The 15,829-nt window shown below is 64.6% G+C and carries 16 protein-coding genes; 7 read left to right on the top strand and 9 right to left on the bottom strand.

What is annotated here, in order from left to right:
- Positions 1-133: 133 nt before the first annotated feature.
- The gene (locus DKM43_RS08960; protein ID WP_109798167.1) at positions 134-1,420 is read left to right on the top strand and encodes an MFS transporter; all 1,287 of its coding nucleotides are present in this window, start codon (positions 134-136) and stop codon (positions 1,418-1,420) included.
- Between the two features lie 17 nt (positions 1,421-1,437).
- Here the strand turns inward: DKM43_RS08960 and DKM43_RS08955 are convergent, their stop codons facing one another.
- Positions 1,438-2,334: a CDP-alcohol phosphatidyltransferase family protein gene (locus DKM43_RS08955; protein ID WP_109798444.1), complete on the bottom strand. Its 897-nt coding sequence runs from the start codon at positions 2,332-2,334 to the stop codon at positions 1,438-1,440.
- Positions 2,335-2,764: 430 nt separating this feature from the next.
- Between DKM43_RS08955 and DKM43_RS08950 the strand changes: the two genes are divergently transcribed.
- From DKM43_RS08950 to DKM43_RS08940, 3 genes are all read left to right on the top strand, one after another.
- Positions 2,765-3,997, top strand: a complete 1,233-nt coding sequence (locus DKM43_RS08950) for a glycosyltransferase (RefSeq protein ID WP_161554061.1) — start codon at positions 2,765-2,767, stop codon at positions 3,995-3,997.
- 289 nt (positions 3,998-4,286) lie between these two features.
- Complete coding sequence (locus DKM43_RS08945; RefSeq protein ID WP_109798165.1) at positions 4,287-5,387, top strand: inositol-3-phosphate synthase; 1,101 nt, start codon at positions 4,287-4,289, stop codon at positions 5,385-5,387.
- A 99-nt stretch (positions 5,388-5,486) separates the two neighbouring features.
- Positions 5,487-6,263, top strand: coding sequence for a phosphocholine cytidylyltransferase family protein (locus DKM43_RS08940; protein WP_109798164.1), 777 nt, complete (start codon positions 5,487-5,489; stop codon positions 6,261-6,263).
- A gap of 12 nt (positions 6,264-6,275) precedes the next feature.
- Here DKM43_RS08940 and DKM43_RS08935 read toward each other — a convergent pair whose 3' ends face one another.
- Positions 6,276-6,770 carry a DUF2141 domain-containing protein gene (locus DKM43_RS08935; protein ID WP_109798163.1) on the bottom strand — a complete coding sequence of 165 codons (495 nt, stop codon included), beginning with the start codon at positions 6,768-6,770 and terminating at the stop codon, positions 6,276-6,278.
- A 364-nt stretch (positions 6,771-7,134) separates the two neighbouring features.
- Here DKM43_RS08935 and rpe point away from each other — a divergent pair, with 364 nt between their 5' ends.
- The 3 genes from rpe to purH all read left to right on the top strand — a co-directional run bounded on the left by rpe (position 7,135) and on the right by purH (position 11,327).
- Positions 7,135-7,794, top strand: a complete 660-nt coding sequence (rpe, locus tag DKM43_RS08930) for a ribulose-phosphate 3-epimerase (RefSeq protein WP_109798162.1) — start codon at positions 7,135-7,137, stop codon at positions 7,792-7,794.
- A gap of 106 nt (positions 7,795-7,900) precedes the next feature.
- Entirely contained in the window at positions 7,901-9,724 is a 1,824-nt protein-coding gene (locus DKM43_RS08925) for a heparinase II/III family protein (RefSeq protein WP_109798443.1), read from the top strand.
- A gap of 13 nt (positions 9,725-9,737) precedes the next feature.
- Positions 9,738-11,327 carry a bifunctional phosphoribosylaminoimidazolecarboxamide formyltransferase/IMP cyclohydrolase gene (purH, locus tag DKM43_RS08920; RefSeq protein WP_109798161.1) on the top strand — a complete coding sequence of 530 codons (1,590 nt, stop codon included), beginning with the start codon at positions 9,738-9,740 and terminating at the stop codon, positions 11,325-11,327.
- 108 nt (positions 11,328-11,435) lie between these two features.
- Here the strand turns inward: purH and DKM43_RS08915 are convergent, their stop codons facing one another.
- From DKM43_RS08915 to coaE, 7 genes are all read right to left on the bottom strand, one after another.
- The gene (locus DKM43_RS08915) at positions 11,436-12,044 is read right to left on the bottom strand and encodes a cell wall hydrolase (protein ID WP_109798160.1); all 609 of its coding nucleotides are present in this window, start codon (positions 12,042-12,044) and stop codon (positions 11,436-11,438) included.
- Between the two features lie 227 nt (positions 12,045-12,271).
- Entirely contained in the window at positions 12,272-12,613 is a 342-nt protein-coding gene (locus DKM43_RS08910; protein ID WP_109798159.1) for a DUF1491 family protein, read from the bottom strand.
- Between the two features lie 9 nt (positions 12,614-12,622).
- Complete coding sequence (locus tag DKM43_RS08905) at positions 12,623-13,120, bottom strand: PaaI family thioesterase (RefSeq protein WP_109798158.1); 498 nt, start codon at positions 13,118-13,120, stop codon at positions 12,623-12,625.
- A complete protein-coding gene (locus DKM43_RS08900; protein WP_109798157.1) occupies positions 13,110-13,571 on the bottom strand; it encodes a PTS sugar transporter subunit IIA in 462 nt (153 codons plus the stop codon). The genes DKM43_RS08905 and DKM43_RS08900 overlap by 11 nt, the downstream gene beginning before the upstream one ends.
- Before the next feature lie 259 nt (positions 13,572-13,830).
- On the bottom strand, positions 13,831-14,415 hold the full coding sequence (hpf, locus tag DKM43_RS08895) for a ribosome hibernation-promoting factor, HPF/YfiA family (protein ID WP_109798156.1): 585 nt from the start codon (positions 14,413-14,415) through the stop codon (positions 13,831-13,833).
- Between the two features lie 45 nt (positions 14,416-14,460).
- Positions 14,461-15,165, bottom strand: a complete 705-nt coding sequence (dnaQ, locus tag DKM43_RS08890) for a DNA polymerase III subunit epsilon (protein WP_109798155.1) — start codon at positions 15,163-15,165, stop codon at positions 14,461-14,463.
- 48 nt (positions 15,166-15,213) lie between these two features.
- Positions 15,214-15,819, bottom strand: a complete 606-nt coding sequence (gene coaE / locus DKM43_RS08885) for a dephospho-CoA kinase (protein WP_109798154.1) — start codon at positions 15,817-15,819, stop codon at positions 15,214-15,216.
- Positions 15,820-15,829: the final 10 nt, after the last annotated feature.

Raw genomic sequence — 15,829 nt, 5'->3', positions numbered from 1 at the left:
CCTGCGAGTCGCAAATTTGTCATTGCATTGCAAGCCGCGCGCGCCCGGCCTACCCAGTCCGGATGAACCAATGGTGGACAACGATGCAGGACGAGGAATGAGCACAGGCGTCGACCGTTTGCCGAAAGAGCGCATGGCGCTTCTGTTTGCGGTCATGCTGGTGACGGCGGCGGGCAATACCGCGATGCAGTCGGTCATGCCTTCGATCGGAACAAGGCTTGGCGTGGCCGATGTCTGGGTCAGCCTTGCCTATTCGTGGTCGGCCCTGCTCTGGGTCATGCTCGCACCGTTCTGGGCGCGCCGCTCCGATCGGCGCGGACGAAAGGCAATGATGGCGCTGGGGGTGATCGGCTTCATCCTCTCGTTCGGCTTTTGCGGTGCGGTCCTGCATTTCGGGCTGGACGGCTGGTTCGGCGCGGCCCTCACCATGGGGCTGTTCGCGCTGTTCCGCTCGTTCTATGGCCTGCTGGGTTCGGCAGCGCCGCCTGCGGTTCAGGCCTATGTGGCAAGCCGCACCGGACGGGCGGACCGCACCAAGGCGCTGTCGCTGGTCGCATCGAGTTTCGGCCTTGGCACCGTGCTCGGACCGGCGCTGGCGCCGCTGATGATCCTGCCCGGCCTTGGGCTGGTAGGGCCGTTCATCATCTTTTCGGTGCTTGGCGTGATTGTGCTGATCCTGCTGCGCACCCGCCTGCCTGACGATGACCCCCGGTTTGCCGGACGCGGCGCGGTCATGGCCGAACCGTTCAGCGCATCGTCCAACCCGCGTCTGGTCGAGGACGAACCGGAAGAGACAGGCGAAGAACCCGATGGGTCCGAAACACCGCACCGGGCCATCGAGCGCCTGCGCTGGACAGACCGGCGGCTGCGTCCGTGGATGCTGGCGGGGCTTTTCGGCGGCCATGCACAGGCCATGCTGCTGGGAGTGATCGGATTTCTGCTTCTCGACCGGCTGGGCCTGCGCGGTGATCCCGATGCGGGTGCCGGGCCAGTGGGGCTGGTGCTGATGTCCGGGGCGGTAGCCACCCTGCTGGCGCAGTGGGGCCTGATCCCGATGCTGGGGCTTGGCCCGCGCACCTCAACCCTGTGGGGCATGGGGCTGGCCGCGCTCGGCATTGTGCCCATAGCCACGGGCGACGACCTGCACACCATCGCGGTCGGCTTCGCGGTCGCCTCGCTGGGCTTCGGGCTGTTCCGGCCCGGCTTCACATCCGGGGCCAGCCTTGCGGTCAGCCCGCTGGAACAGGGACAGGCGGCGGGGATCGTCGCCTCGGTCAACGGGGCGGCCTACATTGCGGCCCCCGCGATCGGCGTTTGGCTCTACAGCCACTCGCAATGGCTGGCATGGGGCGTCATGGAGGCGCTGGCCCTGATCGTGGTCCTGCTCTCGCTCATGGCCGTGCGCCGCGAATTCGGCTGAACCTTGGCAACTGCGTCCTAGCCGATCCGCGATGCCGTGGCCTTTGCCGCCCGGTTGTGCAGCTGCACCGAAATGACCAGCAGCAGGTTGAGCACGACCGTCTGATAGAAGAAATACCAGACCGGGCTGCCCGCGATCATCGCCAGACCCAGCACGATGGCGCGCGGATTGGGGCCAAGCAGCTTCAGAAAATCCAGCAGGGGCTTCTGTTCGCGCGCAACCTCGGCACGGATCGCATCCAGCCGCGCCACATTCTTTTCTGCCGTTGCCGCTCTAACCGCTTCGTCGATCTGGCGGGCATAGGGCGTCATACCGGCGGCAAGGACGAGATAGGCACGCGCCACGGGTTCCAGCAGGCGGGCAAACCAGCCGCGAGAACCGAACAGGCCCGATCCCCCTTCCTTCGCATTGTTCAGCCAGGGAACGCCATAGGTCCAGTATTGATAGAAGCGGCGCTGCACCTCGACGTGGTTCGACTGCACAATGTGCGAGGCCCCGGCGGCAAGCGTCCAGGCCCATGCCTCGCCCGATCCGATCTGGCGGGTCAGGACCAAGGCAAGCAGCACGTAAAGGACAATATGGCTGACATAGTCGCAGATCCCGTCGACCATCTCGCCGATGGGGCTTGATCTGCCAGTGATCCGGGCAAGGTCGCCATCAGCCCCGTCCACCACGTGCCAGCTCATGTGCAGGGCCATGCCCAGCATCGCGCCCCACGGCCAGCCAAGCCGCCACGTGCCGCCGGTTGCGTCCATGTTGAAATAGACCACGCCTGCGGCCACAACCAGCAGACCGCCGAATATGGAAACCATGTTCGGCGTTGCCGGGGTATGCGCCAGCGCCTTGGCCAGCCGCCATGCCAGCGGATGGTAGAGGTGATAGTTCAGCCTGTCCTGCAATTCACGCGGACGCATGGGGCGCTTCGGCAGCGCGGCGCGCGCCGCGCCTGCATCGCCCGCTCCGGCCTGAGAACCCGCGCCTGCCTGAGAATCTGCGCCTGCCTGAGAATCTGCGCCTGCCTGAGAATCTGCGCCTGACTGTGTCACCGATCACCTTTCATGTGGGGCTGTGCGCATACATCAAGGCGGGCATCCATGCCAAATCCTGCACACGCCGGACGCATTCATACAGCTTCGGTTCACGAAAACGACGCAATCAGCGAACCGAAGTTGGGGCAAACTGTTGCCGAAAGGTAGCATCTTGTCGCTATTAACGCGGTAAGTTACTTGCCGAAGGCGTGTGCGGGTGGCATCGGGCGCGCGAAACTGCGAAACCGGGAACCTGATGTATCAATCGCCCACCTCGGCCCTGAAGGCGGACGCCCGGATCCGTTGCCTCTTTCTCATGGGTTCATGGGTGGGCGGCGGTGCCGAACGAGTCACGGCCAAGCTGATGGAGCGGGTCGACACGTCCCGGTTCGACCTTCGGCTCGGCCTGCTGCGGGCCAGCGGCCACTATCTCGATTCGATCGATCCGGCGCGCGTGATCGTCGCCCCGCAATCGGAAGAGCACTTCCGCTTCGAGGGCGAGAACCGCGCCCTGTTCAAGCCCGCCACCTTGACGAAGGCCGCCTTCCATGGCCCGGCCGCGTTCCGCCACATCATCGAACAGGTCCAGCCCGACGTGGTGATGAGCTTCTTCAAGGGCACGGCCCTTCTCACCTGGCTGGCCATGCGCGGCCTGTCATCAAGGCCGCGGTGGATCATTCGCGAAGGCAACAATGTCCTCGCCGTGGCTGACCGGGAATCGCCCAACGCGCTCATCAAGTCGCTTTCGCTGCGTCTGACACGACATGTCTATCGCAAGGCCGATGCGATTCTCACCAACTCGTCCGACATGGCCTGCGGCCTTGTCGGTGACCTGCGGCTTGGCGCCACACAGGTCAGGATGATCAACAACCCGATCGACCTGGAAGCAATCGCCGCCGCTGTCGCCCAGCCCGTGGACGGGCTTCCCGAACGGCCCTTCATCGTCAACGTGGGCAGGCTTGCCTATCAGAAAGGGCAGGATACGCTGCTTTCGGCCTACGCCAGCAGCGGCCTGTGGCGCACCCACGATCTGGTCCTTCTGGGCGAAGGCCCCTGTCTGGGCGAGTTGCAGGCACTGGCGTCCACGCTGGGCGTTGCCAGCCATGTGCGCTTCACCGGCTTTGTGGCCAATCCCTATGCATGGATGGCGCGGGCGGACCTCATGGTGCAGCCCTCGCGCTGGGAAGGCTTCCCGACGGCCCTTGCCGAAGGGCTGGCCTGCGGCGTTCCGGTTGTCCATGCCGATTGCAGCTACGGCCCGCGCGACATTGTCGAACCGGGCATATCGGGCGAGATCGTACCGGTCGATGATGCCGCAACGCTGGCGCGCGTGATGGCACGGATGATCGCCGATCCTGCGCATCGCGCCCGTCTGATCGCGGCGGGAAAGGCGCGCGTCCAGCGTTTCGCGGTCGATGCCATGGTGGCGCACTACGAAACCCTGTTCGCGGAGTTCGGCGCCGAACGGGCGGCGGCAAGGCTGGGCCTTGGCCGCTCCGAATGGCCGATTTCCGCAGGGTTGCTGCGCGAAGGCAATCTCCCGGCCTGACGATGCGCGGAGATGGATTTGCCGCCGCTGTCTGCTCTGCGGCACTGCAAGCGCACTGGCGTCGGCAGCCCGTTTGCAGTAAGGGCATCGTCATGAGTGCCGGGCCATGATTGCCGGGGGGTGGTGCAGGAAGCGCACCAGTGTGTGAAAAACCGCACGAAAGGGCAGGAACCCCATGCTCCAGCCACTCAACGCGCTTGACCGGACGCAAACTTCTTGCTTTTGGCGCGCGATTTCACAATGACGTGACATTGAGACGCGTTGCGTCTGTCTGAAGGGATCGTAGTTCATGAAGCCAATCAAGGTCGCCGTGATCGGCGTGGGCAACTGCGCCAGTTCGCTGGTGCAGGGTGTTGCCTACTACCGCAACAACAATTCGTCGCAGGGGCTCATCCACGACCGGATCGGCGGCTATGGCGCCGGCGACGTTGATTTCGTGCTCGGCATCGATGTCGACGCGCGCAAGGTCGGCAAGGATATTGCCGAAGCCATCTTCGCCGCGCCGAACAACACCACCGTGTTCCAGCCCAATGTGCCCCTCACCGGCGGCAAGGTCATCATGGGCCGCGTGTCGGACGGCGTTGCCCCGCACATGACCACGGTTGGCGAAAAGGGCTTCATCGTGGCCGACGAACCGGAAGCCACGCAGGCCGACATCGTGAAGGCTCTCAAGGATTCGGGCGCGGAAGTCCTCCTCAACTTCCTCCCCGTCGGTTCGCAGGAAGCCACCGAATTCTACATGGAATGCGCGCTTGAAGCCGGCGTTGCCGTCGTCAACTGCATGCCCGTTTTCATCGCCTCGACTCCGGAATGGGAAGCGCGCTTCCGCGAAAAGCGCATCCCCATCGTGGGCGACGATATCAAGGCCCAGGTCGGTGCCACGATCGTGCACCGCGTGCTGTCCAGCCTCTTCGCCGCCCGCGGCGTGAACGTGGAGCGCACCTACCAGCTCAACACCGGCGGCAACACCGATTTCATGAACATGCTCGATCGTCAGCGTCTGGGCAGCAAGAAGGAATCGAAGACCGAAGCCGTGCAGGCCATGCTGGCCCAACGCCTCGACGACGAGAACATCCACGTCGGTCCTTCGGACTATGTTCCCTGGCAGAAGGACAACAAGCTGTGCTTCCTGCGCCTCGAAGGCGCCCAGTGGGGCAATGTTCCGATGAACCTCGAACTGCGCCTTTCGGTTGAGGACAGCCCGAACTCGGCAGCCTGCGTGATGGATGCCATCCGCTGCTGCAAGGTGGCGCTTGACCGCGGCGAAGGTGGTGCTCTGATCGGCCCGTCGGCCTATTTCTGCAAGCACCCGCCGCAGCAGTTCAACGACGACGTCGCCGCGCAGATGGTCGAGGAATACGCCTCGGTCGAAAAGCTCGCCGCCGAATAAGCGCGTCGCCACGCGCGCAAGCGAAAGCGGCCGGCCGGGCGATTGTCTGGCCGGCCGTTTCGTTTGAACACCGCCCCTTCCTTTTCGCCGGATCGTCTCATGGATGCCCTCATCATCGCTGCCGGTTATGGCAGCCGCCTTGCCGAACTTTCCCCATCCAAGCCGCTCACCCCGGTTGCGGGAATGCCGCTGATCGAGATCGGCGTGCGGCAGGCCATGCTGGCCGGGGTCACGCGCGTGATCGTGGTGACAGGGCACCGTGCCGACATGCTGGAATCCTTCCTCGCCGGGCTTTCGCTGCGCGCAGGGATCGAGATCATCCCGGTCCGCCTGTCCGACTGGTCGACACCCAATGGCCACTCGGTCATGGCAGGCGCCACGCGGTGCGAAGGCAATTACCTTCTGATGATGGCCGACCACATCTTCGAGGCCGACATCCTTGCCCGACTGATGCAGGAAGACCGGCCGACGCGCGGGGTTACGCTGGCCATCGATCGCCGCATCGACAATCCGCTGGTCGATCCTGACGATGCCACGTGGGTCAGGCTTGACGATGAAGGCCGCATCACCGCCATCGGCAAGACGATCAGCCCCTATGATGCGGTTGACTGCGGGGCATTTCTGGCAACGCCCGAACTGGCGGTGGCCATCCGCGAGGCCATTGCCGATGGCAGGCCCGGATCGCTTTCCGACGGGATGCAGCGGCTTGCCGACAAGGGCCGCGCCGGAACCATGGACATCGAGGATGCGTGGTGGATGGACGTGGACGATCCGCGCGCTCACGCCTTGGCCGAGGAACTGGCCCCCTGGCACCTTGCGCAGACTTTCGCCATGGCAGGCATCATGCCCCCGCAGATTGCCGACAGCGAGCGCTGATCCGCGGCGGCGTCAGGGGTAGCGCAGGCTGATCCGGGTCGAAAGGCCGGTCTTGGCGATGTGCAACCGCACCGAACGGAACGAGGGAATGCTCGCCACAGTTGGCGGATTGTTGGAAAAGCCGAAACCTTCCTCCGGCAGGCCAAGCATGCCGCTGCGGTTGATCCGGCCGCTGGCATCCTCGTCGTGATAGACGGCGATGGCATAAATGCCGGGCTTGGGCACAAACAGGCACATGCGGGTTTCCGGCGCCGTCGCATCAACCCGCCCCACATAGAGCGAACCCTTCTTGGCGAGGAACTTGCGCGGCTCGTCGGCATAGAGCGTGACCGCCATCAGGCCATTGCCATTACGCACGCCGTCGATCGTGATATTGATCCAGGTGTCGCTGGCAGGCCCGGCGCAGTTGGGCGTTGCCGCCGCAGCGCTTGATCCCCAGGCGGTCAGGGCCGCCACGATGGCAACAGGAATGGCCGCCGCGGCGCGCCAACGTCTCGGCTTGGTCATAATCAAAAGGCCCCGAATCCAACGTGATACTATGGCAGCATTCTGCCAGCGGCGTTCAAATAAGCGCGGTTCTTCCAACCTTTCCGCACCCGTGCGTGCCGGACACATACCGACAGTTTCGCTGATCGTTAAGTATGAATGTCGCACTGAATAGCCGCTGAACCCTTTGGTTGGCGGCGGTTCAGCACAGGGCAGAGGCGCGCAGATCGCCCCGGATCGGGTCATTCCGTGTGGATAAGGATGGCGCAAATGCTTGTTAGGCCGATTCGCCACAGGTAAGCGCTGAACCTGTGGGGTGGCCGTTTGCAGGCACCGATGCGTGCATCCATGAACCCTGCCACCCGATGCAGGAAGATGCGCGCCGATGACACCGTTGATTGCCCCTTCCATTCTGTCGGCAGACTTCGCCCGGCTTGGCGAGGAAGTGCGCGCCATCGACGAAGCCGGGGCCGACTGGATCCATGTCGACGTGATGGACGGGCATTTCGTGCCCAACATCACCATCGGCCCCATGGTGGTAAAGGCGCTGCGCCCCCACAGCGCCAAGCCGTTCGACGTGCACCTCATGATCTCGCCGGTGGACGCCTATCTTGAAGCCTTTGCCCAAGCAGGGGCCGATATCATCACCGTCCACCCCGAAGCAGGCCCGCACATCCACCGCACGGTGCAGGCGATCAAGGCATTGGGCAAGAAGGCGGGTGTCTCGCTCAATCCGGGAACCCCGGCCAAGATGCTCGATTACCTGATCGACGATGTGGACCTCGTTCTGGTGATGAGCGTCAATCCCGGTTTCGGCGGGCAGAGCTTCATCTCCAGCCAGCTTCGCAAGATCGAGGCCGTGCGCAAGATGATCGACAAGTCGGGCCGGGATATTCATCTTGAGGTCGATGGCGGGGTTGATACCAAGACCATCCGCTCGTGCGTGGATGCCGGGGCCGATGTGCTGGTGGCCGGCACCGCGTCCTTCCGGGGCGGGCCATCGCAATACCGGGCAAACATTGCTGCATTGAAGGCGCTGGGCTGATATGCAGCAAGGCGGCTTCCCCGATGCCGGAAGTCGTCCTGCGGCCGCACCCGGCGCTGGCGCAGGTCAGGCCGCAGATCGGCGCGCAGTGCCCTTGCGCCCAGAGATGGAGGAACCGCTGGCCGAACCGACCGACAGCCCTCTTTCCGCTCCCCGATCCGCAGCCGCGTCCGCGCCGGGCATGGAAGCGCCCCTGATCGCCCCGCCCCAGATCGAAGCAGGCGTAATCGAACCCGGCCGGGCGCTTGCTCTGGCCGACTTTGCGCCGCCCTCGCTCGGCGCAGGAGACCGGCTGCTGCGCTTCGCCTACGGGATCGGGCTTGCCCAGCCCTTCCGCAAGCGCGGCAAGACCCGGCTGACCGCCACCGTCCTTGCCCCGCTTGCGGGCGATCCCGCCGCGGGCAAGGCCCTGCGCGCCGGGCATTTCCTGATCCATGGCTACAAATCGCCGATTGCCGATACGGCCTTTGCCGGCCCCCGCCTTGCCCCGGCCTTTGAACGCATGGTGCATGGCTTTCGCTGGCTGCGTGATCTGGAAGCAGGGGGTCCGCGTCCGCAATGCGCGCAGGTGGCCGAACGCATCCTTGCCACGTGGCTTGCCGCCAACCCTTCCCCTGATCCAACGCCTGCGTGGAGCATCGGCAATGTCGGCCACCGCCTGCTCAACTGGATGGTCCATGCTCCGCTGATCCTTTCGGGGCAGGATCGCGCCTTTCGCAACAAGGTTCTGCACACCATCGAGGATACGGCGCGCTGGCTTGACCGCAGGGTAAGCAAGGCCGACGACCATCTGGGCGAAGTGGCGGGCTGGTGCGGCCTTGTCGCCACGGGGCTGATCATGGCCGACGGCAAGCCACGGCGCCTCTTTGCCGAAGCAGGGCTGGTGCGCGCGCTGGGCGAACTGGTCAGCGATGACGGGGGCGTCCTCTCGCGCAGCCCGCTTTGCCAGATCGAGGCGATCGAACTGCTCATCGGCCTGCGCGCCTGCTACGAAGCAGTGCGCGCCGAACCTCTGCCCCAGATCCAGACCATGCTGACCCTGCTGGTCCCGCCGCTGCTGGCGCTGCTGCACGGCGATGGCGGCCTTGGCAACTGGCAGGGCGCAGGCGCCCTCGATGCAGAGCGGATCGAGGCTCTGGTGAAGGCCAGCGGCATCCGCACACGGCCTTTGCGCGATGCGCGCCAGTGGGGATACCAGCGCGTCAGCGCCGGCAAGGCCGTGCTGCAATTCGATGCCGGGCCGCCGCCGGTTGCGCGCCACGCCCGCGATGGCTGTGCGTCAACCCTTGCCTTCGAGTTCAGTCACGGCAGGGAACGCCTGATCGTCAACTGCGGGGGCGCTGCCTTTGCGGGCGGGCTGATTCCGTTGAGGCTGGAACAGGGCCTGCGCGCCACTGCCGCACATTCCACCCTGACGATCGAGGATTTCAATTCCACGGCCGTGCTCATCAATGGCCGCCTCGGTTCGGGGGTTTCCGAAGTCGAGGTTGACCGGCGCACACTGGCTGCAACCGGTGCCGGTCCCGGCGCCACGCGGGTCGAGGCCAGCCACAACGGCTATGTCAGCCGCTTCGGCCTCACCCACCGGCGCATCCTGATCCTGCGCGATGATGGCACCGAACTGCGCGGCGAGGATCTGCTCGTCCCGACCGGGCGCAAGGGGAAGCGCGGCATGATCAACGTTGCCTTGCGCTTCCATCTCGGCCCGCATATCGAGCTGTCCGCCAGCGCGGACGGGAAAGGCGTAACGCTTGCCCTGCCGGATGGCAGCCTGTGGCAGTTCCGTTCGGGCCGCGATCCGGTGTCGATCGAGGAAAGCCTCTGGGCCGATGGCGCCGGGCGTCCCGTGGGCACGCGGCAACTTGTCGTCATCGCCAAGATTCCCCGCAGCGGAGAGAGCTTCTCCTGGCTGCTCAAGAAGATGCGATAGATAGGAAATCCACGTGAGCGAGATTACGATCAAGCGGGCGCTGCTCTCGGTGTCCGACAAATCGGGGCTGGTCGAACTGGGCAAGGCGCTTGCCGCGCGCTGTGTCGAACTGCTCTCGACAGGGGGCACCGCCAAAGCGCTGCGCGATGCCGGCCTTGCCGTGAAGGACGTGTCCGAACACACCGGCTTTCCCGAAATGATGGATGGCCGGGTCAAGACGCTGCACCCGATGATCCACGGCGGGCTGCTGGCTGTGCGCGACAATCCCGAACATGCCGCCGCCATGGCGCAGCACGGGATCGGAGCGATCGATCTGGTCGTGGTGAACCTCTACCCCTTCGAGGCCACCGTGGCCAAGGGCGCCGCGCGCGATGAAGTGATCGAGAACATCGACATCGGCGGCCCTTCGATGGTCCGTTCGGCGGCCAAGAACCACGATTACGTGACGATCCTGACCGACGCGGCCGACTATGCCGACTTTCTGGCACAGCTCGATGAAACCGGCGGCGCTACCACGCTGGCCTTCCGCCGCCGCATGGCCGCCAAGGCCTATGCTGCCACGGCGGCCTATGATGCGGCTATTTCGCAGTGGTTCGCCACGGTCGATCAGGGCGAACATTTTCCCCCCGTCCTCGCCAGCGCGCACAGCCGCGTCACCACGCTGCGCTATGGCGAAAATCCTCATCAGGACGCCGCCCTCTACGTGCCGCGCAACCCCTCCGTCATCGGTCTGCCGCAGGCAGTGCAGGTGCAGGGCAAGGAACTGTCCTACAACAACTACAATGATGCCAATGCCGCGCTCGAACTCGTGGCCGAGTTTGCCGGCGGCAAGCCGACCGTGGTCATCGTGAAGCACGCCAACCCCTGCGGCGTCGCCACGGCCGAAACGCTGGCCGATGCGTGGAAGGCTGCGCTCGAATGCGACTCGGTTTCGGCCTTTGGCGGGATCGTTGCCACCAACGTGCCGCTCGACGGCCCGACAGCCAGTGCCATCTGCGAGATCTTCACCGAGGTGGTGGTTGCCCCCGGCGCCGACGAGGCGGCAAAGGAAGCCTTCGCCCGCAAGAAGAACCTGCGCCTGCTTCTGGTGGATGCGCTTCCGGATGCAAACCGCAAGGGTCTTGTCACCGTGCCCATCGCAGGCGGGCTGCTCGTGCAGGATCGCGATGCGGGCAGGATCGACCCGGCCGATCTCAAGGTCGTGACCAGGCGCGCGCCGACGCAGCAGGAACTGGCCGATGCGCTCTTTGCCTGGACCGTGGCCAAGCACGTGAAATCGAACGCGATCGTCTATGCCAAGGACGGCGTGACCGCAGGCATTGGCGCGGGGCAGATGAACCGGCGCGATTCCTCGCGCATTGCCGCCGCCAAGGCCAGGGAAGCGGCCGAAACGCATGGCTTTGCCGCTGTGCGCACGGTGGGTTCTGCGGTGGCTTCGGATGCCTTCTTCCCCTTTGCCGATGGCCTCATGGCAGCGGTCGAAGCGGGCGCAACCTGCGTGATCCAGCCGGGCGGTTCGATCCGCGATGAAGATGTCATCAAGGCTGCGGACGAGGCGGGCCTTGCCATGGTCTTCACCGGAAGACGTCACTTCCGCCACTGATCGCGAGGCTCACCCCGCCTGGGGCAAGCGCAAGAAGGGCCGGTTCCCCTGCGGGAGCCGGCCCTCTTTCATGCCTCCGCGATGCCGAAGCGATCAGCGGCTGAAAAATCAGCGGTAGAAGATATGGCTGTCGACGCGGGCCATGCGGGTCTTGCCCCAGCGCGGCGAGACATGGGCCGCGTGGAAGAACATGGCGCCTTCGACGGGGCTTTTCCACGAACCTTCATCGGCAATCACCGCGATGCGCGCGGCCGTGTGCCAGGCGCGGCTGCTGCGATCGATGGCAGGCATGGCATTGCCGCGCACGAACGAGAACTGCGAGGGCTGATAGACCACGCCGCAATAGGACGAGGGGAAGCGGCCCGAATTGGCGCGGGCCACGATCACGCGGGCCACGGCAAGCTGGCCTGCGAGGGATTCGCTCTTGGCTTCAAAGAACACCGCGCCGGCAAGGCACTCAAGCTCGTTCGAAAGCGTGGCGGGAATGTCGGTTTCTGCAACCAGCTCGGCAAGCGAAGCGGCATCGGCTTCGTCGTTGTCGTCATCGGCGGTCTGGCTGACCGGCTGAACGACGGGCTGGGAGATGAATGTCGCCACCGAGGCGACCGGGGCATTGATGCCCTGAGCGGCGGCATGGGAACCGGCCGTGCTGAAAAGCGTTGTGATGAATGTCGCAGCAATGCTCAGTGAAGCTGCGAACTTGAAACGGTTGCTCATCCTGTATCGTCATTGGGCGGTGAACTTCCGTCCATGGCGCGACGCCGGTTGTGATTGGGCGCTGTCCGACATTGCGGGATCAGCACTCGTCAAAACGGGCATCGAAGGGCCATGGCAGTTGCCCCCCGTCTGCGTGCCAGTGCATCGGGCCTTGCTGCCTTCCGTCACCGCCTGCGCAAAATTGGTAGCGCGCCCTTAATTGCCGGGGCGCGAGAGTCAACCCGCGTTCAGGCGGCAGACAGGGTTTCGCGGATGAACCGTTCCCGATCCGCGACAGTCAGTTCGACAATCCACATATCGGGATCCTGCTGCACGCGCCGGTCCAGATAGGGTTGGATTTCATTAAGGTTATCAAATGCTTGTGATGTAACCTCGCACCATTTGCGGGTTCCGTCAAGCTGCGGCATCCGGTCAAGAACCGTGCCAGCGCCTTGATTGTCAAGGATAACCACCAGAATTGTTCCGGCCTCTCGCTCGCCCTTGTTGAGCACCATACCGAAGCCGCCGAGCGCCTGCGCGCTGCGGATCATTGCATTCACTTCAAGGTGTGCGGGAAGGCGCGCGTCCACGCGGACAGATCAGGCGAGTGCCCGGCGCAGGCCGGCATTGTAGCCTTCAAGGCTGGAAAGCGGGATGCGCGAACGCTGGAAGGTGCCCGTGCCGCGGCCGACTTCATCGCCATCTTCGTCGACGAGGCGCGCTTCGGCCACCAGCACGCGCCGCCGCCCCGAAACCCAGCGTCCCTCGGCGATCACCCGCCCGCCATTGATCGGCTTGGTGAAGAACAGGTTGAACGAGGTCGTCAGCAGGAAACGGTCCGTGACCAGCGTGTTGGCCGCATAGAAGGCAGCATCGTCGAGCATCTTGAAATAGATCGTGCCATGCGCCGCACCGGCCGCGTGAAAGCACGATGGCGTCACATCGAAGACGATGCGCGAGGCGCCCTCGCCAACAATCTCCAGACGCGAGGCGAACAGCCCGTTGACCGGGGCGGAGGCATATAGCCCTTCAAGCGCCCGCCAGTGCAGGGCGGCGCTGGCATTGGCGTGGGCGCCAGCTTGGGGTTCAGGCGGCATCACGATCGATGACGTTGACGAGAAGGCCGAACAGCGCTTCGGCATCGGGCGCCGAAACCAACCGTTCATGCATGCGTTCGTCGCGCATCATCCGCGAAATCGCCGCCAGCGCCTGAAGATGCGTGGCACCGGCCTGCGTGGGGGAAAGCAGGCCGAAGACGCAATCGACGGGCATTCCGTCGGCAGAGGCGAACTCGACCGGGCTTTCCAGCCGGAAGAACGCCGCAACCGGCCGCTCCAGCCCGTCCACGCGGGCATGGGGGATGGCCACACCCCGGCCAAAGCCCGTGCTTCCAAGCTTTTCGCGTTCCTCGATCCCGTCCATCACGGTGGCGACATCAAGCCCATAGACCGCAGCAAAGCAGGCCGCGAGATCGGCAAGGATCTGCTGCTTGGTATCGGCCCGGACAACGCGGACAGCCGAAGGATCAAGGGTGAACAATGCCGACATCAATTCGCAGCGTATCACTAGTGTGCAAATGCCCGGTGAACCGGGCCATGGGGAAATTGGCGCGCGGGCCAGTCATTCCGGTCCCGGCGGGCAGTGCCGGGCACATGCGCCCGATTGCTGGCAAAGGCAAGTGCAAAGCGGTTCACAACGAAGCCGCAACAATCGGGAAACCATCCGGCCACTGCCGGCCGACAGACCCGATGGCCGGATGGCAGTTGTCGTCCTTTGCCATCCGGGCATCATCAGGGTCTTTGCCGCCTTACTTCGGCTCCACCCAGCCGATCGATCCGTCACCGCGGCGATAGACCATGTTGTGTACACCGGTGCCCGCGTTCTTGAACAGCAGCGCATTGGTGTTGCGCAGGTCCAGCATCATCACTGCATCCGAAACGGTAGCCGTGGGAACATCGACGCGCGTTTCGGCAATCACCAGCGGGGCATCGGCCGGCTCTTCCTCGCCCGCCTCATCGTGGACGAACACGGTATAGGCCGCTTCCTGGAAATCGAAATTGGCCTCGTCGGTCTTGCGGGCATGATCGGCCCCTTCGTGGCGGTCCTTGATACGGCGGCGATAGCGGCGAAGCTGCTTCTCGATCTTCTCGGCCGACTGGTCGAGCGCGACATGTGCATCCTGCGCCACCGCGCTGCCCTTGAGGATCAGGCCCTGCGTCACATGTGTCACGATGTCACATCGGAATCCGCCGTGCGGCGCCTTCCCCAGCGTGACGTGCGAGGAAAGCGCTCGGGAAAAGTGCTTGTCGACAATGGCGCCAAGGCGCTGTTCGGCATGGGTCTGCAAGGCAGCGCCGGTATCGACCTGGTGTCCCGAAACGCGAATATCCATAAACAACTTCTCCTGTCACTCTGGCAAGCCGCCCGCCCGCGCGCTTCAGCGCGACCAGATCGGCTCGCTGAAGCCCGCCATGAACTCGGCATGACGGGCCAGCTCCTCGGCGCTCGCGGAATGCGGGCGCGGGGAACGGTAGGTGCGGACGGTGGCAGAAGCGGCCATGACGGTCTCTTCACGGGCCACGACAGAGGCACCTTGCGCTGCGGTCTGTGCCGCAAGTTCAAGGCCGATCTGCCTGCCGCCCTGCAATTCGACATAAAGCTGCGCGAGCAGTTCGGCATCGAGCAGCGCCCCGTGCTTGGTGCGGTGGCTGCGGTCTATGCCATAACGTGAGCACAGCGCATCGAGACTGAGCTTTGCGCCGGGGTGCTTGCGGCGGGCGATGGCCACGGTATCGACCATGCGTTCCCGGCTTACGGGCACGCGCCCGCACAGTTCCAGCTCGTGATTGATAAAGCCGAAATCGAACCCGGCATTGTGCGCGACCATCGGCGAATCGCCGATGAAATCGAGGAACGCATCGGCCTCCTCGGCAAACTTCGGCTTGTCGGAAAGGAACGTGATCGACAGGCCATGCACGGCCTCGGCCTCGGCGGGCATATCGCGTTCGGGATTGAAATAGCGATGGAATACCGCACCGGTCGGCACCCGGTTGACCATCTCGATGCAGCCGATCTCGACCAGCCGATCCCCGCTCTTCGGGTCCAGCCCGGTCGTCTCGGTATCGAAAACGATCTCACGCATCACAGGATATGTGGACCCGCAAAGAAGGGCTGGCAAGAGGCGGCGCCTTCACGCCTTCGGGTTTTTTTCGCGGATCGCCGCAACCAGCGCGGCAACCTGCGCCCGCGTCTCGTCAAGGGTGACACCGGTGTCGATCACATGATCGGCCCATGCGCGCTTTTCCGCATCCGGCACCTGAAGAGACAGGATATGCGCGAACTTTTCGGGCGTCATGCCGGGCCGCGCAAGCACGCGCTGGCGCTGAACTTCGGCCGGGGCCGAAACCACCATCACCGCATCGAGATCGCGCCCGTGGCCCTTCTCGTAAAGCAGCGGAATATCGAAAACGACGAGTGGCTCGCCCATGTGCTCGATCATGAAGGCCTCGCGCAGCTGCGCCACCGCCGGGTGCACGATTGCCTCCAGCCGCTTCAGCGCCTCGACATCGCCGAAGACACGCGCGCCCAGTTCCTGCCGTTTCACGCCTTCAGGGCCGGTAGTGCCGGGAAAGGCCGCTTCGATCGCCCCCACCAGATGTCCGCCCGGCCCCTGGAGATGATGCACCGCGGCATCGGCATCGAACACCGGCACCCCCAGTTCGCGCAGCATCATCGCCACGGCCGACTTGCCCATGCCGATCGATCCGGTCAGCCCAAGAACGAAAGGCCGGCTCATGCCTCAATCC

Source organism: Novosphingobium meiothermophilum (assembly GCF_003171715.1).
Taxonomy (GTDB): Bacteria; Pseudomonadota; Alphaproteobacteria; order Sphingomonadales; family Sphingomonadaceae; genus Novosphingobium; species Novosphingobium meiothermophilum.
This window is presented reverse-complemented; position numbering and strand designations above follow the sequence as displayed.